This is a genomic window from Acinetobacter portensis, from assembly GCF_009372215.1.
GTDB lineage: Bacteria > Pseudomonadota > Gammaproteobacteria > Pseudomonadales > Moraxellaceae > Acinetobacter > Acinetobacter portensis.
The window spans coordinates 1-23,223 of the sequence record NZ_LWRV01000040.1 but is presented as its reverse complement, the minus strand read 5'-3'; the positions used below and the strand labels follow the sequence as shown (position 1 = coordinate 23,223).

The 23,223-nt window shown below is 36.6% G+C and carries 22 protein-coding genes, 4 tRNA genes and 1 riboswitch; of the genes, 18 read left to right on the top strand and 8 right to left on the bottom strand.

Annotated elements, in window-relative coordinates; translation table 11 throughout:
• The first annotated feature begins 5 nt into the window (after positions 1–5).
• On the top strand, positions 6–1,202 hold the full coding sequence (gene ftsW / locus A6M14_RS03960) for a putative lipid II flippase FtsW (protein ID WP_152873715.1): 1,197 nt from the start codon (positions 6–8) through the stop codon (positions 1,200–1,202).
• A gap of 85 nt (positions 1,203–1,287) precedes the next feature.
• On the opposite strand, the gene gluQRS is transcribed toward ftsW, so the two are convergent.
• The 6 genes from gluQRS to A6M14_RS03930 form a co-directional block, all read right to left on the bottom strand.
• Complete coding sequence (gluQRS, locus tag A6M14_RS03955) at positions 1,288–2,205, bottom strand: tRNA glutamyl-Q(34) synthetase GluQRS (RefSeq protein ID WP_152873714.1); 918 nt, start codon at positions 2,203–2,205, stop codon at positions 1,288–1,290.
• 3 nt (positions 2,206–2,208) lie between these two features.
• Positions 2,209–2,736 carry an RNA polymerase-binding protein DksA gene (gene dksA, locus A6M14_RS03950; protein ID WP_152873713.1) on the bottom strand — a complete coding sequence of 176 codons (528 nt, stop codon included), beginning with the start codon at positions 2,734–2,736 and terminating at the stop codon, positions 2,209–2,211.
• Positions 2,737–2,952: 216 nt separating this feature from the next.
• On the bottom strand, positions 2,953–3,765 hold the full coding sequence (cpdA, locus tag A6M14_RS03945; RefSeq protein ID WP_378226898.1) for a 3',5'-cyclic-AMP phosphodiesterase: 813 nt from the start codon (positions 3,763–3,765) through the stop codon (positions 2,953–2,955).
• A gap of 5 nt (positions 3,766–3,770) precedes the next feature.
• Positions 3,771–4,391, bottom strand: a complete 621-nt coding sequence (locus A6M14_RS03940; RefSeq protein WP_152873711.1) for an NUDIX domain-containing protein — start codon at positions 4,389–4,391, stop codon at positions 3,771–3,773.
• A gap of 78 nt (positions 4,392–4,469) precedes the next feature.
• A complete protein-coding gene (gene thiC / locus A6M14_RS03935) occupies positions 4,470–6,365 on the bottom strand; it encodes a phosphomethylpyrimidine synthase ThiC (RefSeq protein ID WP_152873710.1) in 1,896 nt (631 codons plus the stop codon).
• Positions 6,366–6,458: 93 nt separating this feature from the next.
• Positions 6,459–6,589: riboswitch (TPP riboswitch) on the bottom strand.
• Between the two features lie 85 nt (positions 6,590–6,674).
• Positions 6,675–7,703, bottom strand: a complete 1,029-nt coding sequence (locus A6M14_RS03930) for a hypothetical protein (RefSeq protein ID WP_338325163.1) — start codon at positions 7,701–7,703, stop codon at positions 6,675–6,677.
• A 287-nt stretch (positions 7,704–7,990) separates the two neighbouring features.
• Here A6M14_RS03930 and abuO point away from each other — a divergent pair, with 287 nt between their 5' ends.
• On the top strand, positions 7,991–9,334 hold the full coding sequence (gene abuO, locus A6M14_RS03925; protein ID WP_152873709.1) for a multidrug efflux outer membrane protein AbuO: 1,344 nt from the start codon (positions 7,991–7,993) through the stop codon (positions 9,332–9,334).
• A gap of 124 nt (positions 9,335–9,458) precedes the next feature.
• Positions 9,459–10,181, top strand: a complete 723-nt coding sequence (gene phoU, locus A6M14_RS03920) for a phosphate signaling complex protein PhoU (RefSeq protein ID WP_152873708.1) — start codon at positions 9,459–9,461, stop codon at positions 10,179–10,181.
• A gap of 681 nt (positions 10,182–10,862) precedes the next feature.
• Here phoU and A6M14_RS03915 read toward each other — a convergent pair.
• Together A6M14_RS03915 and argH are read right to left on the bottom strand one after the other, a co-directional pair.
• Positions 10,863–11,135, bottom strand: a complete 273-nt coding sequence (locus A6M14_RS03915) for an oxidative damage protection protein (RefSeq protein ID WP_152873707.1) — start codon at positions 11,133–11,135, stop codon at positions 10,863–10,865.
• Positions 11,136–11,162: 27 nt separating this feature from the next.
• Complete coding sequence (gene argH, locus A6M14_RS03910) at positions 11,163–12,593, bottom strand: argininosuccinate lyase (RefSeq protein ID WP_171500235.1); 1,431 nt, start codon at positions 12,591–12,593, stop codon at positions 11,163–11,165.
• Here argH and A6M14_RS03905 point away from each other — a divergent pair.
• The 15 genes from A6M14_RS03905 (at position 12,584) to A6M14_RS03835 (ending at position 23,034) form a co-directional block, all read left to right on the top strand.
• On the top strand, positions 12,584–13,738 hold the full coding sequence (locus A6M14_RS03905) for a sensor histidine kinase (protein WP_152873706.1): 1,155 nt from the start codon (positions 12,584–12,586) through the stop codon (positions 13,736–13,738). The genes argH and A6M14_RS03905 overlap by 10 nt on opposite strands.
• Before the next feature lie 49 nt (positions 13,739–13,787).
• The gene (locus tag A6M14_RS03900) at positions 13,788–14,528 is read left to right on the top strand and encodes a LytR/AlgR family response regulator transcription factor (RefSeq protein ID WP_152873705.1); all 741 of its coding nucleotides are present in this window, start codon (positions 13,788–13,790) and stop codon (positions 14,526–14,528) included.
• 108 nt (positions 14,529–14,636) lie between these two features.
• On the top strand, positions 14,637–15,554 hold the full coding sequence (gene hemC, locus A6M14_RS03895) for a hydroxymethylbilane synthase (RefSeq protein ID WP_152873704.1): 918 nt from the start codon (positions 14,637–14,639) through the stop codon (positions 15,552–15,554).
• Position 15,555: 1 nt separating this feature from the next.
• A complete protein-coding gene (locus A6M14_RS03890) occupies positions 15,556–16,329 on the top strand; it encodes a uroporphyrinogen-III synthase (RefSeq protein WP_152873703.1) in 774 nt (257 codons plus the stop codon).
• Between the two features lie 2 nt (positions 16,330–16,331).
• Positions 16,332–17,156, top strand: coding sequence for a hypothetical protein (locus A6M14_RS03885; RefSeq protein WP_152873702.1), 825 nt, complete (start codon positions 16,332–16,334; stop codon positions 17,154–17,156).
• Between the two features lie 3 nt (positions 17,157–17,159).
• Positions 17,160–18,353 carry a heme biosynthesis protein HemY gene (locus A6M14_RS03880; RefSeq protein WP_152873701.1) on the top strand — a complete coding sequence of 398 codons (1,194 nt, stop codon included), beginning with the start codon at positions 17,160–17,162 and terminating at the stop codon, positions 18,351–18,353.
• 9 nt (positions 18,354–18,362) lie between these two features.
• Entirely contained in the window at positions 18,363–18,791 is a 429-nt protein-coding gene (locus A6M14_RS03875) for an acyl-CoA thioesterase (protein WP_152873700.1), read from the top strand.
• A 134-nt stretch (positions 18,792–18,925) separates the two neighbouring features.
• Entirely contained in the window at positions 18,926–19,252 is a 327-nt protein-coding gene (locus tag A6M14_RS03870; protein WP_163124648.1) for an H-NS histone family protein, read from the top strand.
• Between the two features lie 199 nt (positions 19,253–19,451).
• Entirely contained in the window at positions 19,452–20,177 is a 726-nt protein-coding gene (locus A6M14_RS03865) for an FHA domain-containing protein (protein ID WP_152873698.1), read from the top strand.
• Between the two features lie 60 nt (positions 20,178–20,237).
• Entirely contained in the window at positions 20,238–20,906 is a 669-nt protein-coding gene (locus A6M14_RS03860) for a phosphoglycolate phosphatase (RefSeq protein ID WP_152873697.1), read from the top strand.
• A gap of 120 nt (positions 20,907–21,026) precedes the next feature.
• A complete protein-coding gene (trpE, locus tag A6M14_RS03855) occupies positions 21,027–22,520 on the top strand; it encodes an anthranilate synthase component I (protein WP_152873696.1) in 1,494 nt (497 codons plus the stop codon).
• 98 nt (positions 22,521–22,618) lie between these two features.
• Positions 22,619–22,694 (top strand) — tRNA-Thr (locus A6M14_RS03850).
• A 53-nt stretch (positions 22,695–22,747) separates the two neighbouring features.
• Positions 22,748–22,831, top strand: a tRNA-Tyr gene (locus A6M14_RS03845).
• 37 nt (positions 22,832–22,868) lie between these two features.
• Positions 22,869–22,944 (top strand) — tRNA-Gly (locus A6M14_RS03840).
• 15 nt (positions 22,945–22,959) lie between these two features.
• Positions 22,960–23,034: transfer RNA gene (locus A6M14_RS03835), tRNA-Thr, on the top strand.
• The last annotated feature ends 189 nt before the right edge of the window (positions 23,035–23,223 follow it).

Sequence of the window (23,223 nt, the reverse complement as noted above, 5' to 3'; positions counted from 1 at the left end):
CTGATATGGCTGGGTTTGCTCAGGCAGCGATCAATAAAATAAATCAAATATATGATCAGTGGACGCCAAGACTTCCTGCCGAAGTTAATGTTCGGAATATATTGATTTTTTGTGTGCTTGCATTGCTTTGTATCGGCACAATAATGGTGGCATCTGCATCTATGCCTTATGCAGATCGAATGCATGAAAATGCATTCCATTATGTAACGAGACATAGTATTTCTATTTTTGTGGCATCTGTTGCGGCATTAATTGCATATAGATTTCCACTTAATATTTGGTTTAACAACACTTTCTTTTTATGGATTGTGACCATCGTTCTGCTTGCTGCTGTTTTGGTGGTGGGTACGGAAGTGAATGGTTCAAAACGATGGATTCGAATAGCAGGGTTTACTTTACAGGCATCTGAAGTTGCTAAAGTGATGATGGCTATATTTACCGCAGATTATGTTGTACGTCGTGCAGAAGAAGTGCGAAGCAATATTAAGGGCTTAGTCCGTTTAATGGTGATTATGGCGGCTACAGTCGGTCTTATCATGGCTGAACCCGATTTAGGTGCAACGGTTGTAATTGCTTTAACCATGCTTGGTGTGTTTTTCCTTGCAGGTGCGCCGTTAATTCAGTTTGCGACAGCGTTTGGTGCAATGCTTGCAGCATTATTTGTGCTTATTGTATTTGAGCCTTACCGTTTTGCACGTTTAATGTCATTCTCGAACCCTTGGAGTGATCCGTTAGGCGCGGGCTATCAACTCTCAAATGCGTTAATGGCATTTGGTCGAGGAGAGTGGTTTGGTGTTGGTTTAGGGCATAGTATTCAAAAAATGTCTTATTTACCCGAAGCACATACAGACTTTATGCTTGCAATTCTAGGTGAAGAATTTGGCTTTTTCGGTATTTCGATTGTCTTAGGACTTTCTTTTATTATGCTGGTTTGCTGCATCCGAATTGGTCATCGTGCTTTGAAAAATCAATATCTTCGAGCAGGTTATTTGGCTTACGGTATTAGTATTATTTTCTTAATGCAGATATTGGTAAATGCGGGCATGAATATGGGTATGTTGCCAACAAAAGGTTTAACACTTCCTTTTATTAGTTATGGTGGTTCATCTCTTATTGTTTGTGCTGTGATGATTAGCCTTATTCTTAAGATTGAATCAACAACGAAGGATGCTAATCCTAGTCGTGAAGAGTCAAGCTTCTAAGCGATTCATCTATTTATAAGTGGCAAGTTTTAAAAAACCGAGTATTTAAAATGCTCGGTTTTTTTTGTCTAAAAATTTAAATCTATTAGATGTAAAAGCCATCTAGGTTGGTATGTTTTGGAATAAGATTTAAATCCCATTGAGCAATTGCTTGTTTCAGCATTTTATTGGGCGCATCAAGGTCAACAGAAGGCTGTTTGAGGGCCTGTAATGCTTGTTGTAAAAGCTTGGATGGCTTACTCAAATCGAGTGCTTGCGCCATATTTTGCTTAGATAACTTTTGCCCTTGATCATTCATTGCAAGTGGTAAATGGATATATTCAAGGCGAGGGTAGTCTAATAATTCACCTAACCAAATCTGACGTTCCGTATTATCAAGTAAATCGGCACCACGAACGACATGCGTCATACCTTGCAAATAATCATCTACAACAACGGCAAGTTGATAATTGATAATGCCATCACGACGTTTTAAAACAAAATCGCCTAAATCGTTTGCTAAGTTAGAGCAGTGTTGACCTTGAAGTACATCTTGAAAGCAGATTTCACGATTTTCAACTTTTACACGAATCGCTTGCTGATCAAAAGAAAGGGCAAGATCTCGACACGTTCCTGTATAAATGTGGTTAGAACCCAAGATTTTTCGAGTACATTGACAGGCATAGACCATTTTTTTTTGATGTAATTGTTGAATCACATCTTCATAAATGTCTAAGCGGTCTTTTTGGAAGATAATTTCTGAATCGGGTTCAAACTGAAATGCATGTATAGATTGAAGGATATGATCTTCACTACCCGGATAAATTCGGGGGATGTCGGTATCTTCAATACGAACATGCCAAAGCCCTCGATTGGCTTTTGCATCGCAATAACTCGCAACAGCTGTGATTAAAGACCCAAAATGTAAAGGGCCGGTTGGCGATGGCGCAAACCGACCCACGTAATTCACTTCTTTCCCTTCCTTTTTTAAAGGAAGGGGCAGGGATGGATTACTGAATAACATGAATTAACCGTTATTTTGCTTCTCTTTGATTTCTGCTAATGTTTTGCAGTCAATACAAAGTGTTGCAGTTGGACGTGCTTCTAAGCGACGTAAACCGATTTCAATACCGCATGTTTCACAGAAGCCATAGTCATCGTTTTTAATTGCTTCGATAGACTGCTCAATTTTACGAATGAGTTTACGTTCACGGTCACGTGTACGCAATTCAATCGCAAATTCTTCTTCTTGTGTTGCACGGTCATTCACATCTGGAAGCGCCGTATTTTCATCCTGCATCGTATTTAAAGTACGATCCACTTCAGACATTAACTCTTCTTTCCATGCTAAAAGAATTTTACGGAAATGTTCGAGTTGCCCTTCGGACATATAGTCTTCATTTTTTTTAGGCTGATAAGGCTCAATACCAAATAAGCTAGCGGTTGTGCCACCTTCTGATGCTTTTGACTTTGGTTTACGCACTCGTTTTGTAGATTTTTCTTCTACAATATTTGTTTGTTCGTCCAATACTTGATTTTGATTGTCATTCGCCATGTAAGGCATTCCTCATCATATACGTACATCAATACGCAAAAAATATGGTGATATGCAAGTGTCTGTTTCCACACTCCCCACATAGATAAACGATCTTTGGGGGTCGTCATCATATAGACTTTTTATGTATTTTGATAGTCTTTGATGTTTTGGATTTGACCCGCCATTCTTTATTTATCAGGCAATAAAATAAAGCATAAAGTATAAAATGAAAAGTTAATAACCTGAAATTTCTAAATTAATTTTAGGTTTATATTCTTCAACTCTTTGTATTTCTGTACTAAAAGTTCCATTTTGTTTTAAATGAAGTACCCGATAACCTGGTGCAGTATTATCGAGTGCAAAATTATCACTCTTGGGTTTGAACTGTACGCAAGTAGAGGGTGTAGAGTAGAAATAAATATTATTCCAGATGTTGATTGAGTCCTGATGGACATGACCAAAAAGAACAATTTTAATATTTTGATGATTTTTTAAAATATCAGTTAAATTTCCACTATTTTTGAGTTTGTGATTATCAATCCATCGAGATTCCATTTCTAAAGGATGGTGATGACACGTAATAATGATATGTTGATTCTTATGGGTTGTCAGAATCGTATCAAGTTGTTGTAATTGCTCATCATCGATCCAACCATGAACCTGACCTTTGACTGCACTATTTAATAAAATGACAGTCCAATTCCCAATTTGAATTGCATGAACTTGGTTTTGATTTTTATAAAATGGAAAAAATTCAGCTTTATCATGATTGCCCGGAATCTGATAATGTGGAATGCCTAATGTATTCATAAACGTTAAATAGTTGGAATATGTTTCAGGAATAGCAACTTGAGCTAAATCACCTGTATGAAATATAGTGTCGGCATGTGAATATTTTTGTTGAATATCTTTTATAACGGCACGAAATGTTTCAGATGGATTCATCTGTAAAAATTCTAAATCATCTCTATTCATCAGATGTGTATCTGAAATTTGTATGACCGTTAAATCTTTTTGATTATTATTTTCTGATAAAGCCATGTCCATCCCCTTTAGACATCCTTTATGGTTTTAATATGTTGTTTTAACCATTGTAAAGCCATAATGACAGGTGCATTTCTTAAACGTCCATTTGTTAAAAGTGTGGCTAAGTCTTGATAGCTAATCAAATGAAGTAAGATATTTTCCCCTTCATCTGGCATACCAAAAATGCCACCCTCTTTGGGTAATTTAACTTGAGCACTATATAAATGAAAAAGTTCTGAGCAAGCGCCAGCAGATGGGTAAAATGTAAAGAGATGCTCTAAGTCATCTACTTCACATCCAGATTCTTCTAAAGATTCTCTACGGATACAACTTTCAGGTGATTCATCACCATCGAGTACACCCGCAATAATCTCAAGTTGCCATGGAGAACTTTCATCATCCATAGCACCCACTCGAAACTGCTCAATTAATGCAAATTTTTGTTGTTCATCATCATAAAGAAGGACACCTGCGGCTTCAGGACGATGAACAAGTTCACGCTGAATAACAGATGTATATGAAGTTTGATTAAACAATTGATGCGCTAGGCTAACTTTTTCAACTTGGATAAAACCACGATATAAATATTCACGTTTGTGAATATTTAATGAGTTTTTTCCATATGTTGCTTGTTTAATAATATTCATAATTTATTCATTAGGATAATTAAAACCTGATTTCATCCTAACTGAGTTTTTGATGAATACAAACTATTTTTTGCTCATTTACACTTTATGGTACAACTTTTGTCCTTGCTCCAAATATGCGTCACTCATGGCTTGGAGACCAATTTCAATTTCTTGACTATTTTGCTCGGAATTGATCTCAGCATTTTGTTTTTGAGCGTACTCTCTCACATTCTGCGTGATTTTCATCGAGCAGAACTTAGGTCCACACATAGAACAAAAGTGTGCAGATTTATGTGCTTCTTTTGGCATGGTTTCGTCATGCATGCTTCGAGCTGTGTCAGGGTCTAAACTTAAGTTAAACTGATCTTCCCATCTAAATTCGAAACGTGCTTTTGAAAGCGCATTATCACGTGCTTGTGAACCGGGATGTCCTTTTGCAAGGTCGGCTGCATGGGCTGCAATTTTGTAAGTAATGATGCCATCTTTAACATCTTTCTTGTTGGGTAAGCCTAAGTGTTCTTTTGGCGTTACATAGCAAAGCATTGCTGTGCCGTACCAACCAATCATAGCTGCACCAATTGCAGATGTAATATGGTCATAGCCTGGTGCGATATCTGTAGTTAATGGACCAAGTGTATAAAACGGTGCCTCTTTGCACACTTCAAGTTGCAAATCCATGTTTTCTTTAATCATATGCATTGGTACATGACCTGGACCTTCAATAATTACCTGAACATCATGTTCCCATGCTTTATGAGTAAGCTCACCTAAGGTTCTTAATTCATTGAATTGTGCTTCATCATTGGCATCTTGAATACAACCAGGGCGTAAACCATCGCCTAAGCTAAATGAAACATCATAAGCCTTCATAATTTCGCAAATTTCATCGAAATGCGTATATAAAAAGTTTTCTTGATGATGTGCTAAACACCACTGCGCCATGATTGATCCACCGCGGGAAACAATACCTGTTAGGCGATTTGCAGTTTGTGGGACATATCTTAAAAGTACGCCTGCATGAATCGTAAAGTAATCGACACCTTGTTCTGCTTGTTCAATCAATGTGTCTTTGAAAATTTCCCAAGTTAAATCTTCAGCAACGCCATTTACTTTTTCTAGCGCTTGATAAATAGGAACGGTACCAATAGGAACAGGGGAGTTACGAATAATCCATTCGCGTGTTTCATGGATATTTTTGCCTGTCGATAAATCCATAATGGTGTCTGCACCCCAACGTGTTGCCCACGTCATTTTTGACACTTCTTCATCAATGCTTGAGCCAAGCGCAGAATTACCAATATTGGCGTTAATTTTCACGAGAAAGTTACGACCAATAATCATGGGTTCACATTCAGGATGATTAATATTGGCAGGAATAATGGCACGACCTGAAGCCACTTCTTGGCGAACAAATTCGGGCGTGATTTCACGTAAATTTTGCGCACCAAAGTTTTGACCTGCGTGTTGGCGCATATCTACGCCTTCAAGCTGACGTTGATTTTCACGTATAGCGATATATTCCATTTCGGGGGTAATTATGCCTTGCTTTGCATAATGCATTTGCGTGACATTTTTTCCTGCTTTTGCACGCCTAGGATTTTGAATGTGAGCAAACCGAATATCTGCAGTACGAATATCTTTTAAGCGTTCTTGACCAAATTTTGAAGTGAGTCCTGCTAAGCGTTCGGTGTCTTGGCGTTCTTCAATCCACGTTTCACGAACATTGGGCAATCCTTTTTTTAGGTCAATTTCAATATTTGGATCTGTATATACACCCGAAGTGTCATACACCATAAGCGGTGGATTTTTTTCACCACCTAAGTCTGTAGGTGTATCTGTAAGTTCAATTTCACGCATGGGAACTTGAATGTCAGGACGTGAGCCTTGAATGTAGGTTTTTTTAGAAGCGGGTAAAATTCGAGTTAAATCTTTTGCATCTTGCTCATGTTGAGCAGAAATATCAGAAGCGGTGAGATTCGTTAATTGGTTCATTGCAATGATCCTTATGAATGAAATCAACGAATCAAGCACGACCAAAAACGTGGCGGTTTTATCCTATAGAAATAAGATAAATTGAGGCTTCAGTTTTTAGATTGGCTTGATTCCTACGCAGGTATTAACCTGATCAGGTTCAACGGTACTCACCATCAAATAAAAGCCATGGGCTTTATTAAAGTGATCTCAGCGAGTTTTTACTCGCGCTCCGTCAAGCGATTTGCAGATAGTAGCATGAAGTGAACTGAAAAGCAGAGTTGGTTTTATCTGCATTTTCTTTAAATTGTAAGTGATAAAGTATAAAAATTAAGATGTACGTTGAAGGCAAATGGCATCTGAAAAACAATCAAAATATTGATTAAAAGTGATGATTTTTAAATTTAAGTAATGACTTAGTTGTGAGGACAATTGACTTGAACCTGTTTGATTGCGTTTTACATTTGGAGGCAATTGAATGAATTTTAAAAAGTATCTCGCTTGTTCTGAAAGCTGAGAATGATCTAGCTTTGCGAGCTTTTCTATCGCCAATAAATGATCGCCTTGAATAGAAGACTCACCTAAATATGTATCAGAGACAGGATCTTTAGCTGTTCCTTTAAAGAGCAGTTGGCTATAGGTCAGATAAAGGTATTTTGCTTGTTGAATATAGATGCTTTGAGGAAATTGTTTTACATAATTTTCCCAAAATAATGCACGCTCTGAAATTTCATTGGCATCTGGCACAATTCGATTATTTCTAAATAAGTTGTGCATATTTTGCTGAGCTAAATTTTCAATGAAGGTTCGTTCAGCTTTTGGAAAATACGGTGCAAATATACGCGCAAGATATTGCGGGCTACGTCGATAAACAAGTTGGTGTTGATCTGTTTCATGTAGCTCGATATAAGCTTGTCCTTTATGTTTAAGTAAATATTGATCTCTTAAACTAAAATTTTGATGATGGCTTTGCTGAATTGTTGGATGTTGTGCCATATCTAAAGCGAAAGAATTAAAAGCATTTTTTTCTTCTGGTGTACGTTGTACCGTTAGAAATTTTTTGTACATTTGAGTACTTAAATGCATGAGATATAACTGTTGTTTGAAGTCTAAAAGAGGCAAACACGTTTTTAATTTTTGATTAATTTGCTCTAAGGCAAAAGTTGTGCGAGTGTTATCGATATCTTGCATTTCTTTGCTGAGATGATTGCACAGATACGTTAAGTCAATAGTAACAGGAGATTCGTGAGCTTCTTTTATTTGAACAGGTGGTGGGTCAGATTTTTGGCATGCAACTAAGCTAAGCATAAAGCCTAAGATGCTTAGAATAATGATGATGTAAAAAACTTTATATTTCACTAGAACTCATGCAAAAAAAACAGACCAACTAAACTGAAAGAACTATTTTATCGCTGAAACATGGAGAATGATTGTGGCTTTTATGAGCTGATTTCGTTAATGAGTGAATGTGAACGTAAATACTGTTGTAATTATGGCAATATCTTGTGAAAGCAAATTTAGATTTAAAAAGATGTGAAAAATATACATAAAAATGGTATTTAAGCTTTTAAATTTGTGATGTTATTGATTGAATACAAAGTGTTATCGGCAACTTAGCTAAATATCGTAAGGGTTTAAGTAAAACAATGAAGAAAAACTTTTTATGCTTTTTATCTCTTGCTGTAATGAGCCCTTGGGTAAACGCATTAGACTTAGTGAATGCTTATGAGCGAGCACAAAACTCAGATCCCAATTGGCAAGCAAATATCCTGCAATATGAGGCAGATCAGCTTAATTTAGGTATTGCGAAAGGTAATCTTTTACCTACAGTCACATTTTCAGGAAATATCACGAGAAAAAGTCAGGATATGAATAGTATTTCTATTCCTGGTGTACCTGAGGTGAATTCAGATAATTTGATGTCATCATCATCTACAACGCGACAAGTATCTTTAACTGCTCGTCAGCCTTTGTTTCGGTGGGATGCTTGGGAAGCTTTAAAGCAAGTCAAAACATCGGTGAATTTGAGTGAAGCAACTTTAAAATCACAACAACAAGATCATATTTTAAATGTGTCTGAATCATATTTTAATGTGCTGAGACAGCAATCTTTAACAGCCGCATATCTACAAGAAGAAAAAGCCTTACTTGAGCAACATAACATGATGAATGCAAAGTTAAGAGAAGGTCTTGTTGCAAAAAGTGATGTCAGTGAAGCCAATGCACAATATCAAAATGCACGAGCAAATCGAATTTCATCGCATGTTCAATTGGTATTGGCACAAGAACAATTATCGCAGCTCATCGGTTCATATCGTGAAAACTTAGCTGTGCTTAGAGATGATTTTAAATTTCAGAAACCCATTCCTGAAAAACTGCAAGATTGGACAGATTTAGCGAAGCAGCAAAATTTAGGTATTCAACAAGCACGCTTGCAATATCAATATGCTGAAGATGGTGTACGCGTTGAGCGAGCTGCAAAATATCCTCAAGTTGAAGCGGTTGGAACCTATGGATATACCAAACAAACACCTGAAAGTTTAATGTCGCAAAATGGTGAATTTGATCAAATTGGTGTAGAGGTCAATTGGAATATTTTTAGTGGCGGACGTGTCAAAAAGAACGTGCAAAAAGCATCTGTAAATGCAAAAAAAGCACAAGCACAATTAGATGCTGCAATGTTAAAAGCCAATACAGATGTTAAAAAATCGTATTTACAAGTAGAAACAGATCAGGCAAAACTAGACGCTAGAAAAGCCGCAATGGAATCATCGGAAACCGTATCAAAAGCATCAAAAGCACAATATAACGAAGGCTTAAAAACCATGGTTGATGTGCTTTTAGCTCAGCGTAATGCTTTTTCAACCAAGCAAGATTATGTGAATGCAAAGTATGATTACATTGTAAATGTTTTGAGATTGAAAGCTTCAGTGGGACAATTGAATGAAAGTGCATTAAAAGAAGTGAATGCTTGGCTTGTAGAAAAATAATCGATTTATAGGATGTTTTTATCAGTCGATCGGTGACCGAATACTGTCATAAAAGGTTCATCATATTTATGCTTTAATGTTCCCCATTATAAATTTATAAGTCTGTTGCCGTGGAGTATATTCCTTGAGTCCGACCAATCCAGTGCTGAATTATCATATATCTTCTCAATTTAATGAAGAATTAAGAGATGTAAATACAAAATTTATGACGATGGGCGGCTTAGTTGAACAGCAGGTCGCAAGTGCAATTCGTTCTTTACTTGATACAGATGCAACATTAGCAATAGAAACTCAGTTTCAAGATAATGTGGTTAATCGATTAGAAACTGAAATTGATGAAGCTTTAACATTGATTTTAGCGCGACGTCATCCTGCTGCAATTGATTTACGTATGGTGATTGCAATGTCAAAAGCCAATACAGATCTAGAGCGTATTGGCGATGAAGCAGCAAAAATTGCACGTATTGCACAAAACCTTTGTGAAGAAGGTGGTTCGCCACGTGGTTATATGGAAACACGTCATATTGGTAATCAAGTACGCATCATGATTCATGATGCTTTAGATGCATTTGCACGTTTAGATGTCGATCAAGCATTACGTGTATTACTTGCAGATGCCGATATTGACCGTGAATATCAGTCTGCGATGCGTACATTAATGACCTATATGATGGAAGATCCGCGTCATATTGCACGTGTAATGAATGTAATGTGGGTTCTACGTTCTTTAGAGCGTGTTGGTGATCATGCGCGTAATATTTCAGAACAAGTGATTTATATGGTGAAAGGATTAGATGTTCGCCATACAAGCGTAAAAGAAATTGAACAAAAAGTTCAGGAAAAATAATTCATTTTAGAAATAAATATATTTGGGAAGGTCTCTAGTTTACTAGGGGCTTTTTTATTGTGGATGAATTCCACTGAATTTTGGATAAAAAAAATCTCAGACTTTGGGGGAAGTCTGAGACTAAAATTAGTACGGTATCAATGGAGATAGGTACCGTCTATGAAATTAAGTATAGGTGGGTATTTAGAATAAATCATGTGGCTTATTGTATTCTAATGTAATGTTTTATATACGAATGTATGTGGAAATTACATTCAATGATTTTGATACAAATTGGATGAAGTCATTAGTCTTAGAGTAGATGCATTTGGGCGAATAATGCTGTAAACAACCATCATTTGAAAACTCAAGATATTAAAAAAATCTGATAAAAGGCGATAGACTTTATTTTGAATAGTTAGAATTGTAGGCTCTGTTTGTCATAGATAAATAAAGTCATGCATAAAAAAGGAGTCTTATGAAGACTCCTTTTTGACATTTGAAACTACGCGCTTCGCTTGTCTTGTGTAATTTTTAGAGTAGCGCTTAAAAAAAAGAGAAGCTCTCAATTCAGAGAGCTTCTCAAGTTAAAAGCTACGCGGACATTGTCCTTGTCTTGCATAAAACTTAAAGCAGTACTTTAAGTTTTCACTCAAGCATAGCTTCTCATCTTGCGGCGTGGCGGAGCAGTGCTCCGCTGAATCACGCCTCAGGCTTTAGGCCTTCAGCTTTTTCTAAAGATGCATCATTACTGAAGAATTTCTCACGTTGTTCTTCAAGAAACTTTTTCGCATCTGGTTCAAATACGTTTAAACGCTTTTCGTTAATAAGCGTTGTTTGATGTTTTAACCATTCTTGCCAAGCTTGCTTAGATACAGAGTCAAATAATTCTTGACCCTTTGCACCTGGGAACGGTGCAAAATCTAAAGCTTCCATTTCTTGTTGATACTTACGGCAAAAAACTTGTCGAGACATATCAATACTCCGAATTTAACGTAAAATTTAAGCGTAAAGCTTTTCTAAGCGAGTGTAAGCACGAGCAATAGCTGCTTCAACTTGCGCAGGCGCAGTACCACCAATGTGATTACGTGCATTTACAGAAGCTTCAAGTGTTAATGCTTTTTCGAAAACATCAGCTTGAATCAAGTCAGAGAACTGTTGAAGCTGTTCTAATGTTAATTCAGATAAATCTTTAGATTCAGCAACACCTAAAGCAACGGCTTTACCGACAATTTCATGTGCATCACGGAAAGCAACGCCATTTTTTACGAGGTAGTCAGCAAGGTCTGTTGCTGTAGAGAAACCACGTAATGCAGCTTCACGCATGATTTCGATATTTGGAACCAATGCAGGAATCATGTCCGCAAATGCCATCAATGAGCCACGAACAGTATCAATTGCATCAAATAATGGTTCTTTGTCTTCTTGGTTGTCTTTGTTGTACGCCAATGGTTGACCTTTCATGAGTGTTAAAAGACTCATTAAGTCTCCATACACACGACCCGTTTTACCACGGATTAACTCAGGAACGTCTGGGTTTTTCTTTTGTGGCATGATTGATGAGCCCGTGCAGAAACGGTCAGGAATGTTCACAAATTTGAACTGAGCCGAAGTCCACAGAATCATTTCTTCAGACATGCGTGATAAATGCATCATAATTAACGATGCCGCAGCATTGAATTCAATACCAAAGTCACGGTCAGAAACAGCATCTAATGAGTTTTCACATACAGCTTCGAAACCTAAAAGTTCAGCAGTATATTCACGCTCGATTGGATACGTTGTACCTGCAAGTGCAGCCGAACCTAAAGGTAAACGATTCACACGTTTACGGCAGTCAATTAAACGCTCAGAGTCACGAACAAGCATTTCAAACCAAGCCATTAAATGATGACCAAACGTCACAGGCTGTGCAGTTTGAAGATGTGTGAAACCTGGCATAATCGTTTGGGTGTTTTTAGCCGCTAAACTTAAAATGCCTTTTTGTAATTTTTCAAGTAATTGTAAAATTGCATCAATTTCATCACGTACATATAAACGGATGTCGGTTGCAACTTGGTCATTACGGCTACGACCTGTATGCAGTTTTTTACCTGTAATACCGATACGTTGAGTTAAACGAGACTCGATATTCATGTGAACATCTTCTAAATCGATGCGCCACTCAAAGTTGCCCGCTTCAATTTCAGATTTAATAGTGGTTAAACCATTGATGATGTCATCACGTTCTGTTTCAGTTAAAACACCAACTTTTGCAAGCATAGTTGCATGTGCAATAGAACCTGCAATATCTTGTTTATAAAAGCGTTGGTCAAATTGAACAGATGCTGTAAATTCAGCAACAAATGCATCAGTAGCTTCAGAGAAACGACCGCCCCACATACCCGATGTTTGGGCTTGTGACGGATTTGAGGAATTAGAAGATGTGGTCATGTCGGCTCAATAGAATAAAAAGCGATAATATGCAAAGTAGTATAGCAAATTCGGAAACACTTACCGAAAAACAAGTCGATCAAACTTTTGCACATATGCAGGGGGAAAATCATTCAATCTATTTTTTAACGAAAATGGGTCGTTGGCAATATTTAATTGAATTATTTATTGGCAGTGTTTTATTGGCACTGGTTTTGGTCTTGGCAGAAGCACGAGGGTGGTCGGGGCTAAGCTTTGAGCGCTTTATTCAATATGTGCTTTATATTGATTGGGTACTTCTATGTTTTGTGACGCTCATTGAATATTTTAAAAAAATTCTAACTAAATTGCATTTAGCACAATCTTTTATTCTTGGTTTTTTATTATTGCAACTGATTATTTTATCAACAACAGTCGGTCTGAATTTTTTTAAATATGTAGGTGAAAACTTAGGTTTAGAGAATTTAAGCTTAAATATTTTATTGAATCATATTGGCTTACATTTAGGTTACGGTATTTTACTTGGTGCATTCTGCTTTAGATATTTATACGTACGCGAACAATGGGTGCAACAGCAACATAGTGAATTGCGTTCAAGGGTTGATGCATTGCAAGCACGAATACATCCTCACTTTTTATTTAATAGCTTAAATAATGTCATTAGTTTAATTGCGATAGATCCTGATAAGGCAGAACAGATGTTGTTAAATTTGTCGCGTTTATTTCGGGCAAGTTTGCAAGAATTAAAGCTTGTAACACTGGAAGATGAAATTGAATTATGTCAAAAGTATTTAGAAATAGAGCAAATTCGTTTAGGTAATCGCTTAAATGTAGATTGGAAATTTGAAAATAAGCAAGTTTTTACCCAAGTGCAAATTCCATTGCTTACTTTGCAACCACTTCTTGAAAATAGTATTTTCCATGGAGTAGAGAAAATTTTAGCAAAAAGTACAATTAGTATATTAGTTGAAGTTTTAGATAATTATGTCAATATAGTCGTTACGAATCCTTTTATAATTAATGATATAGAACAACATCAAAGCCACGGGATAGCAACAAAAAATATTAAACAGCGTTTGCAAGCATACTATGGACGTTCTGTGAAATTTAGAACATTTGCTGGAAGTCAAACATATACAACCGTTATTCAATATAAATACAAATAATGCGTTTTATGGTTTTTAATCCTTTTAAATCAATTGGGTAGATATATGTATGGATATATTGATTTGTGATGATGAATCTTTAGCAGTACAAAGATTATCAAGATTGGTCGAACAACTGGGTCATCGGGTTGTGGCAACAGCGTCACATGGTCAAGAAGCGATTGAACTGGCTCAGATTCATCATCCAGATATTATTTTACTTGATATTCAAATGCCTGAAATGGATGGGTTAAGCTGTGCAAAACGCTTGCGTGATTTGGGTTTAATGCCTGCGATTGTTTTTTGTACGGCTTATGATGAATATGCATTAAATGCTTTTAAATCTCAAGTAGATGGATATTTACTTAAACCTGTGCTAAAACAAGATTTACAAGTCGTATTAGATCACTTAACCAAACTTACTCAAGCTCAGCTGAGTAATATAAAACAAAAAGAAAATATGGAAGAACTAAATAATCAGCGCACACAAATTGTGGCAAAGACCTTTCGAGGCGTCGAACTTATTCCTGTGGAAAATATTTATTATTTTTTAGCAGATCAAAAATATGTCACTGTTCGTCATAAGAATGGAACTGTTCTTATTGATGAGACATTAAAGGAGCTTGAACAAGAATTTGGTGAAAATTTTATTAGAATTCATCGTAATGCTTTGGTTTCAGTCAAATTTCTGAGTGGTTTGGAGCTTGTTAGCTCTGGTCAATATCAGGTGAAATGTCGTGGATTAGAAGAAAAATTATCTGTCAGCCGCCGTCATTTACCTCTGTTAAAAGAACGTTTACAGAAGATGTAAAATGATTAAGTATAAAAATTAACACAAGACGAAGTTCAATTTACTTGCATTTTTAAGATTTCAAGTTAAGTTTACAATCATACTTATTCTATTATTTAAGCTGGCATGATGAAAACCCTTAAAATTGCAACTCGACAAAGCCCACTTGCTTTATGGCAAGCAGAACATATTCGTGCGCGTTTAGAGGCGTTACATGCAGGTTTAACAGTTGAGCTTGTCACTTTTGTGACCCAAGGTGACAAAATTCTAGATACACCATTGGCAAAAATTGGTGGAAAAGGCTTATTTGTTAAAGAATTAGAAGCTGCATTATTAGATGGTCGTGCAGATCTTGCTGTGCATTCAATGAAAGATGTTCCAATGGCATTACCTGAAGGTTTAACGCTTGCAGTTATTTGCGAACGTGAAGATCCTTTAGATGCTTTTGTCTCAAATACCTATGCAAGTTTTGATGATTTACCAGAAGGTGCAAAAGTCGGTACATCAAGCTTACGTCGTAAGTGTCAAATTCTAAAAGCCCGTCCAGACTTAGAAATTATTGATTTACGTGGCAATGTGGGTACACGTTTATCTAAATTAGATGCGGGCAATTACGATGCTATTATTCTTGCAAGTGCAGGCTTGAAGCGTTTGGAGTTGGCAGATCGTATTCGTCATACTCTTGATCCTCTTGTCAGTTTACCTGCGGTGGGACAAGGTGCATTAGGCTTAGAATGCCGTGAAGATGATCAATCTGTTTTAGATTTAATTTTGCCATTATTACATGATGAATCGAATGTATGTGTTCGTGCAGAACGTGCTTTTAATGCGTATTTGGAAGGTGGTTGCCAAGTTCCAATCGCGGGCTATGCAACATTAAAAAATGGTCAAATTCATATTGAAGGTCGTGTGGGCAGTGTAGATGGTGAGACGTTACTTCAAGTGAACTTGAATGGTCAGCCTGAAGATGCTGAAAAGCTTGGTGTTCAGTTGGCTCAAGAATTACTTGCTTTAGGTGCAGGTGAGCTTTTAAAAGCATTGCATTAATATGCTTTTCATTAATACCAGACCTCAAGATCGTGCAAAGCCACTAACGATGGCTTTGCACCAACAGTCTATTGATGTCATTGAGTTACCACTACTTGAACTTATTGCACGCCCTTTATCAAGTGATTTGACAGGCTTGTATCGGCAGCTTCAAAGTGCCAAAGTGATAGTAGTAGTCAGTCCAACGGCTGTTGACGTTGGCATGAAATATCTAAACCAATTGCAAATTTCATTAGCTGATTTGGCTCATGTGAAATGGATTGCAGTAGGTCAAAAAACGGCTGAAAGCTTGATTAAATATGGTGTTGAAAGCCTTGTGCCCGATGTTGAAACATCTGAAGGAATGTTAAGTTTATCTGCTTTAAAATCTTTAGATACTCGAACAAATGTTGCATTTTGGCGTGGTGAGGGTGGACGTCAATTTATGATGGACACCTTAATTTCACAAGGTCATAAAGTTCTAAATTTTATTTTGTATGATCGACACTGTCCTGAACAGTCAAAACAGGTTATTGAAACAATAAAACAGCAGTTACAACAATCGCCAAGTTATAAAATGGTGGTGAGTAGTGAAGCAAGTTGGCTAAATTGGATTGAATTAATTCAAAATAATCGTGGTATTCTAAATAAAGCTGATTATTGGGTATTGGGGGAGCGATTGTTTCAATTATTACTTAATCATCAGAAGCAGAATAAACTGAGTTTTAAAATTACAAAATTAGCCGATTTAAAAATAGATTCAATTACGCAACAGATTGCTGTTGCTCAAGGGTAAACATGAAAAAGCTTTATATTTTTGTGCTAATAATTATTTTAGCTGTTGTCGCTAAACTAAGTTATGACGTATATAAAATATCGGCACAACAAACCGAATTAAAGCAAGTCATCAATAAATTGGAAAAATCAGGTTCTGATTTAAATGATCAGTTGGTGGCAATAAAGCGTGATCCGAGTGAAGCTCAAACAGTTACTGACATAAAAAAAATAACAGATACTCAATCGGATATTCAGCCAAATGATATGATCAAACAACAATTGAGTTTGGTTGAATTTGCGCTAAAACAGCATCAATATCATTATGCAGTAGAAAAATTAATAGAACTAGATCATCAGATTGATGATTATGTTTTAGCACCCTCATTAAAAAATAGTTTACATCAAGTGATTGATAAAGATATTCAGACCATTAAGCAATATGTTGTAAATAGCGATGCTCAACAACAAAAGATTAATCAACTTATATTGCAGTTAAATAGTGAACTAAAACAAGAAATTATCAATCCAAATTTGGCAGTATCATCTTCTGAAAATGCATATTTTTGGCAAAAATGGTTTTTGGTTGAATCGACAAAAAAACCAAATCAACAGTTAATGCAACGTTCAGTGGTTTTAAAAGAAGCTCAATTAAGACTTCTTATTGCACGTGAAGCATTATCTCAAGGGCAGTTTTTACAATATCATAAAGAGCTTGCAGATATTATTCAGCTTGTTAATCAATTGCCAGATCAGGTTGCAAAACAACTTGTTCGACAAATTAAAAATATCGATGGAATGACAGCAATTCCAGTTCCTGTATTAAGCACTCGAGCATTATTGGGCTAAGTTATGAAAACAGTGATTCTTGCTTATACACTTATTATTTTAATTTTTGCATCCATTTTGAGTGTTTTAAGTTATGGCTATGGGGCGGGTTATGTTTATATTTATTGGCGCGATTTACAAATACAAACCAATATTTGGGTTGTTTTCTTTTTAACCATTCTAACCAGTTTGGCTATTCAACTAATCTGGGTACTAAGTAAGCGTTATTTCACGCGTGAACAGCGTAAAAGTGAAGTTATTTTCAATTTTAAAAACTTGCATCCCTATGAGCAGTTAGCCGTTATTTCTCTTTTAGATGCAGAAATTGATCAAAAAGATTTTATTCAAAATGTATTTTCCAATTCAGGTCTGTTGCAAGGTGTTATTGAATCTCAGCTTGATTATGTACAAGGAAATTTTTCACAGGCATTAATGTCCTTAGATCAAGCAAACGCAATGGCATTTGAGCTTGCTGAGATTCAGCGTATACGTGTTTATTTGGCACAGAATGAGGCTGAGAAAGCGCTTACGCATCTTGAATTTTTAAATCAACATGAGCTATCGCCATGGCTTAATGATGTTAAAAATTCATATGAGCGAACTTTGCAGGATTTATGGGGTGCTTTTGCAATTGCATTTCCTTGGGATTACTTACGTGCGACTAAATATGGTCATCTAAACATTGATAAAAAAATTGAATGGCTTAAACAGCTATTGAAGCAGTTTGATCAAGCAAATGCAGATAATCTTCAAGATTTGCAACAGCGCTATTTGGCTTTGGCTGATCAACTTGAAGATAAGACTTATGACGTAAATGTACTGTGGTTAAAAGTGCTTTCACATTTACCTGAATTAAGCGAACAGCATGAAGCGCTTGCAGAATACTTGTTGGGAACTCAGTTTGATCAAGAAGTATTCTATTTATGGTTCCAGCAACAAGTATTAAAACAAAATCCAGATTATTCAAATATTGAGCAAAAAATTGAATATTGGGAAGCTAAATATCCAGCATTACCTATATTAAGTTTTGTGAAATGGCATGTTTTTCAAGAGCAAGGTCGCTTTGTAGAAGCAGAGCAATTATTAGAGTTATATCCAGATCATATTCTAATGAACTATTTACGAATTAAATCGACATTAAAAGATAAAGATCACTTAATACATCAACTTAATTTAATTTTTGAAAATAATGCAAATCACGTGGCAATTAAAATATAAAGGTACAGTATGAACGCTCTTCAAGATTATCCAGTGATATATGAACAGAAGGTTGCTTGGGGAGATATGGACGCTTTTGGTCATGTTAATAACGTGATTTATTATCGATATATTGAAAGCGCCCGATTATGTTATTTGGGTAGACTTAATATTTTAAACGAAGATATTTATACTGTTGTTGCATCAAATCAATGTCAGTATTTTCAACCCGTATTATATCCAGACTGTTTGAAAATAGGTGCACGTGTTGATGAGTTAAGAAATAGCGCATTTAGAATGCATTATTCTATTTGGAGCGAACAGCTTAAAGATATTGTTGCTGTTGGGGAAGCCGTTATTGTTTGTGTAAATAAAACGGATATGAAAAAAACTCAAATACCTCATCATATTAAAGATAAAATTAAAGCACTGGAAAAAGAGATTCATCATTTAATTTAAATATTAAAACCTTGTTATTAAGTGTAAATGTTTTTTATTGTGTTTAAAGTGCTTATTATTATTGATAATTTATATTTATATAAATAAGATATGTAGGTTAATTAATAAAATCAATATTTAATAAATTGGAGTTCATAATGCCAGATATTAGTAATATGTCTGTTGAAGAGTTGAAACGCTTACAGGTTCAAGCTGAAGCTCTAATTGCATCTAAAAAAGATCAAGCGATTGAAGATGCCTATAATCAAATTTTAGCTATTGCTGAAAAAGTTGGTTTATCTGTAGATCAAATTGTTGAATTTGGTGCATCAAAACGTAAAAAAGGCACACGTAAAGCTGTAGAGCCAAGATATCGTAACAAAGGTAATACCGCGGAAACTTGGACAGGTCGTGGCAAGCAACCTCGTTGGTTGGTTGCACAGCTTGAAAAAGGTGCAAAATTAGAAGATTTTCTTATCTAATCAAAAGTTGCATCAAATGTAGTTTAAAAGCCAAGTTTAAAAACTTGGCTTTTTTATTGGATTTAATTCATGAATTAAAAAATAGATGAAAAAACTTTGTGATGCGTGGTTTTAAATTGTATAGAGTTTATAAAGCCTGAAGTTATTTTAATAAATTGACGTGCTATGATTATTCAAAATCACTATTGAGTAGCTTTTTATGACTTGGGTATTGCAGGCCATTACAGGTGAATTCACAGGACAAGAGATCCTTATCGACCGTGATATGTTGGTAGGTCGTCATCAAGATTCAGATGTTCTTTTACAATCCTCAGAAATTTCGCGGAAACACGCTGCATTTTTATTAAAAAATAACGCACTTTGGCTTCAAGATTTAAAATCTTCAAACGGTACATTTGTGAATGATGTGCGTATTGAGGCTGAAACACTTTTAAAAGAAAATGATATTGTTCAGTTTGCAAGTCTGAAATTCTCTGTATTGCAAGCAGCCAAAAAAATTGAAAAGCCTACATTTGTTTCAGGTGTAGAACTTCAGCGTGTGGCTGTTGCAGATAAAGAGCAAGTTAAAGAACCTATTCAGCAGCCATCAGAAGCCATTGCTGTATCGGAAACAGCTGCGAAGCAAGAAGAGCTTACGCCTGCACAGCAAATGAATGAGCAAGGAATGCCTGACCTGAAGGCACGTGATGAAAATGTTCTGGTGACTAAGGAAGGTATGCCGACAAACGTTGGTATTCCTAAACCAGCACCTATTCCAGAAGGTGTAGATTTAACTGTACCTGCTAAACGTGAAGAATGTGAAGTTGAAATTCCTGCGGTATGCGTTGAACAAGAAAAAGAAGCACAGAAAAATGCTTCAATCGGTTTGATGGCTGTTATCGCAATTGTTATTTTGGCAATTATTGCATTTGTAATGTTTAAATAACGTTGCTTTAGCATACAATTAAGGCATGCATACGCATGCCTTTTTTATTGTGGAGTAAAAATGTCTGTCGCAAAGCTCAATACTCGAGAAGTTATTTTATTTGACCTAGATGGTACATTGGTCGATTCTGCTTCAGACTTATATCGTGCAATGAATTTGAGCTTAGAAAAACTCAACCTTCCACTGGTAACAGAACAGCACGTTCGTATTTGGGTGGGAAAAGGCACATCAATTTTTTGCGATAGTGTGTTGAAACATCTTACAGGACAGGTTGACCCTGCTCAGCATGAGCAATTACTTGCAACATTCTTAAAAATTTATAATGCAGAACCATGTGTAAATACTTTGCCATTTGAAGGTGTAGTCGAGTTTTTAGATTGGGGAGCGGCACATCATAAAAAATTAGTTTGTGTGACCAATAAGCCTGAATTACCTGCACGAAAAATTATTGAAGAATTGGCTTTAGATCATTATTTTGATGATGTGATCGGCGGAGATCGTTTTGAAGAGCGTAAGCCACATCCAAAACAACTGCTTCATTGTGTAGATACTTATGGCGTTACTAAAGAACAAGTTTTAATGATTGGTGATTCAAGTAATGATGTTGAAGCGGCACGACGTGCAGGAGTCGATTGTATTGTGCTTAGCTATGGCTATAATCATGGTGAAAATATTTTAGATTGTCAGCCACAACAGGTGGTTGATAATCTTAGAGAATTGATTGCTTAATAGAACAGTAAATAAAGGAATATTGAAAATGAGCGTGTGTGTGGTTTTTCGATGGCGAAGCTCAGTTAAATAAAATGAAAACACTGAACAAAGTCCAATATGAATATATAGAGAGAAACCATGACAACTCAAACGCAATTCGATCACTTAAAAGAAGCAGGCTACAACCTTATTCCTGTTTACCGCCAACGTTTAGCAGATACAGAAACACCACTTTCTGTGTTTGCACGATTAAAATCTCATGAACAAGCTTATCTTTTTGAATCTGTAGAGGGTGGCGAAAACTGGGCGCGTTATTCAATTATTGGTTTGGGTGAATCGACTGTATTTTCATGTAATGCAGGTGAACTCACTATCCAGCAAGCAGATGGCACAACGCTAAAACAAGGATGCACAGACCCATTTCAATTTATTCGTGATTTTCAATCTCAATATAAAGTACCAACTCAGCAAGATTTACCTGCACTGCCAAATTTCACAGGTGGTTTGGTGGGCTACTTTGGATACGATGCCGTACGCTACATTGAGCCTCGCTTAAATAACGTGCCAGAAGCAGATCCTGTGGGGTTACCTGATATTTGGATGATGTTGTCTAAAACAGTGATTGTCTTTGATAATTTAAAAGATACCTTGTTCTTAATTGTTCATGCCGATGTGAATGATGCGGATGCTTATACGAAAGCACAGGCTCAGCTAGATGTATTAGAAGAACTTCTTGCAACGCCTATTCGTCTAAAAGCGGAAAAACATACAGCACCGCATTTTGAGTCACTTACAGGCAAAGGAAAATTTTTAGAATCAGTTGAAACTGTAAAAGAGTACATTCGGGCAGGGGATGTGATGCAGGTTGTGCCGGGGCATCGTATGGTTTCAGATTTTGATGGTGAGCCGTTACAAGTGTATCGTGCGCTCCGCCATCTTAACCCATCACCGTACTTATTCTTGGTACAAGGGCAAACCTTAGAGAATAAGAAGCCATTCCATATTGTCGGGTCATCACCAGAAATTTTGTCTCGTTTAGAAAATGGTATTGCAACTGTTCGTCCATTGGCAGGGACACGACCACGTGGCAAAACCAAAGAAGAAGATTTAGCACTTGAGCAAGATTTACTTTCAGATGAAAAAGAAATTGCAGAACATCTCATGTTAATTGACCTTGGTCGAAATGATGTAGGGCGTATTTCAAAAATTGGCAAAGTGCAGGTTACAGATAGAATGGTCATTGAACGCTATTCACATGTGATGCACATTGTGTCAAATGTTCAAGGTGAAGTTCGAGATGATGTTGATGCTTTAGATGTATTTAAAGCAACGTTCCCTGCAGGAACACTTTCTGGTGCACCAAAAATTCGTGCAATGGAAATTATTGACGAAGTTGAGCCTGTAAAACGTGGAATTTTTGGCGGAGCTGTTGGTTATTTAGGCTGGCATGGCGAAATGGACATGTCTATTGCTATTCGCACCTGTGTAATTCGTGAAAATAAGGTCTATGTTCAGGCAGGAGCGGGGCTTGTTGCAGACTCAAATCCTGAATCTGAATGGCAAGAAACGCAAATAAAAGCTCGCGCAGTGATCAAAGCGGTCGAATTATCATCAAATGGATTGATTTTATGAGTTTTTGACGTTTTTTTTGAAAAAAACACTTGCACGGATTCTAAGTTTTGCTAAACTGCACACCGTTCCGATACGAAACGTACGAAACACTAAGAAACGCCGGCATAGCTCAGTTGGTAGAGCAACTGACTTGTAATCAGTAGGTCCACAGTTCGAATCCGTGTGCCGGCACCATCTTAGAAGTTTTAAGTTTTGTTGAAAGAGCAACACTGAAAGTAAGTGTAAATGGTGAGGTTCCCGAGCGGTCAAAGGGGGCGGACTGTAACTCCGCTACGAAAGTTTCGAAGGTTCGAATCCTTCCCTCACCACCAATTTAAGACTTCAATAAGTGGATTGTACCAACATCGTGCGGGAGTAGCTCAGTTGGTAGAGCGGCAGCCTTCCAAGCTGCATGTCGCGAGTTCGACCCTCGTCTCCCGCTCCATTGAAGCATTTGTTTGCTCTTATAGCTCAGTGGTAGAGCACTCCCTTGGTAAGGGAGAGGTCTCGAGTTCAAATCTCGATAAGAGCTCCAGATACAGTTTAGCAACGTAGTTGCACAGAATTTTTTAAAAAGCAGGCTTATTAGTCTGCTTTTCGAGTATTTGGTGTTTGTTTTTTTAGACGATATGTCGATGCTGGGTTTTGCTCAGAATTGTGTTCGACGTAAACGAGGAAGATGAAAATGGCTAAGGCTAAGTTTGAACGTAATAAGCCACACGTT

Coding starts and splice junctions, on each gene's coding strand:
- A6M14_RS03915 (WP_152873707.1), bottom strand. CDS start 11,135: ATGTCTCGACAAGTTTTTTGCCGTAAGTATCAACAAGAAATGGAAGCT.
- A6M14_RS03890 (WP_152873703.1), top strand. CDS start 15,556: ATGCTTTTCATTAATACCAGACCTCAAGATCGTGCAAAGCCACTAACG.
- gluQRS (WP_152873714.1), bottom strand. CDS start 2,205: ATGTTATTCAGTAATCCATCCCTGCCCCTTCCTTTAAAAAAGGAAGGG.
- A6M14_RS03940 (WP_152873711.1), bottom strand. CDS start 4,391: ATGAATATTATTAAACAAGCAACATATGGAAAAAACTCATTAAATATT.
- dksA (WP_152873713.1), bottom strand. CDS start 2,736: ATGGCGAATGACAATCAAAATCAAGTATTGGACGAACAAACAAATATT.
- A6M14_RS03865 (WP_152873698.1), top strand. CDS start 19,452: ATGACTTGGGTATTGCAGGCCATTACAGGTGAATTCACAGGACAAGAG.
- A6M14_RS03885 (WP_152873702.1), top strand. CDS start 16,332: ATGAAAAAGCTTTATATTTTTGTGCTAATAATTATTTTAGCTGTTGTC.
- A6M14_RS03900 (WP_152873705.1), top strand. CDS start 13,788: ATGGATATATTGATTTGTGATGATGAATCTTTAGCAGTACAAAGATTA.
- abuO (WP_152873709.1), top strand. CDS start 7,991: ATGAAGAAAAACTTTTTATGCTTTTTATCTCTTGCTGTAATGAGCCCT.
- ftsW (WP_152873715.1), top strand. CDS start 6: ATGGCTGGGTTTGCTCAGGCAGCGATCAATAAAATAAATCAAATATAT.
- A6M14_RS03905 (WP_152873706.1), top strand. CDS start 12,584: ATGTGGTCATGTCGGCTCAATAGAATAAAAAGCGATAATATGCAAAGT.
- A6M14_RS03860 (WP_152873697.1), top strand. CDS start 20,238: ATGTCTGTCGCAAAGCTCAATACTCGAGAAGTTATTTTATTTGACCTA.
- A6M14_RS03875 (WP_152873700.1), top strand. CDS start 18,363: ATGAACGCTCTTCAAGATTATCCAGTGATATATGAACAGAAGGTTGCT.
- thiC (WP_152873710.1), bottom strand. CDS start 6,365: ATGAACCAATTAACGAATCTCACCGCTTCTGATATTTCTGCTCAACAT.
- trpE (WP_152873696.1), top strand. CDS start 21,027: ATGACAACTCAAACGCAATTCGATCACTTAAAAGAAGCAGGCTACAAC.
- hemC (WP_152873704.1), top strand. CDS start 14,637: ATGAAAACCCTTAAAATTGCAACTCGACAAAGCCCACTTGCTTTATGG.
- A6M14_RS03880 (WP_152873701.1), top strand. CDS start 17,160: ATGAAAACAGTGATTCTTGCTTATACACTTATTATTTTAATTTTTGCA.
- cpdA (WP_378226898.1), bottom strand. CDS start 3,765: ATGGACATGGCTTTATCAGAAAATAATAATCAAAAAGATTTAACGGTC.
- argH (WP_171500235.1), bottom strand. CDS start 12,593: ATGACCACATCTTCTAATTCCTCAAATCCGTCACAAGCCCAAACATCG.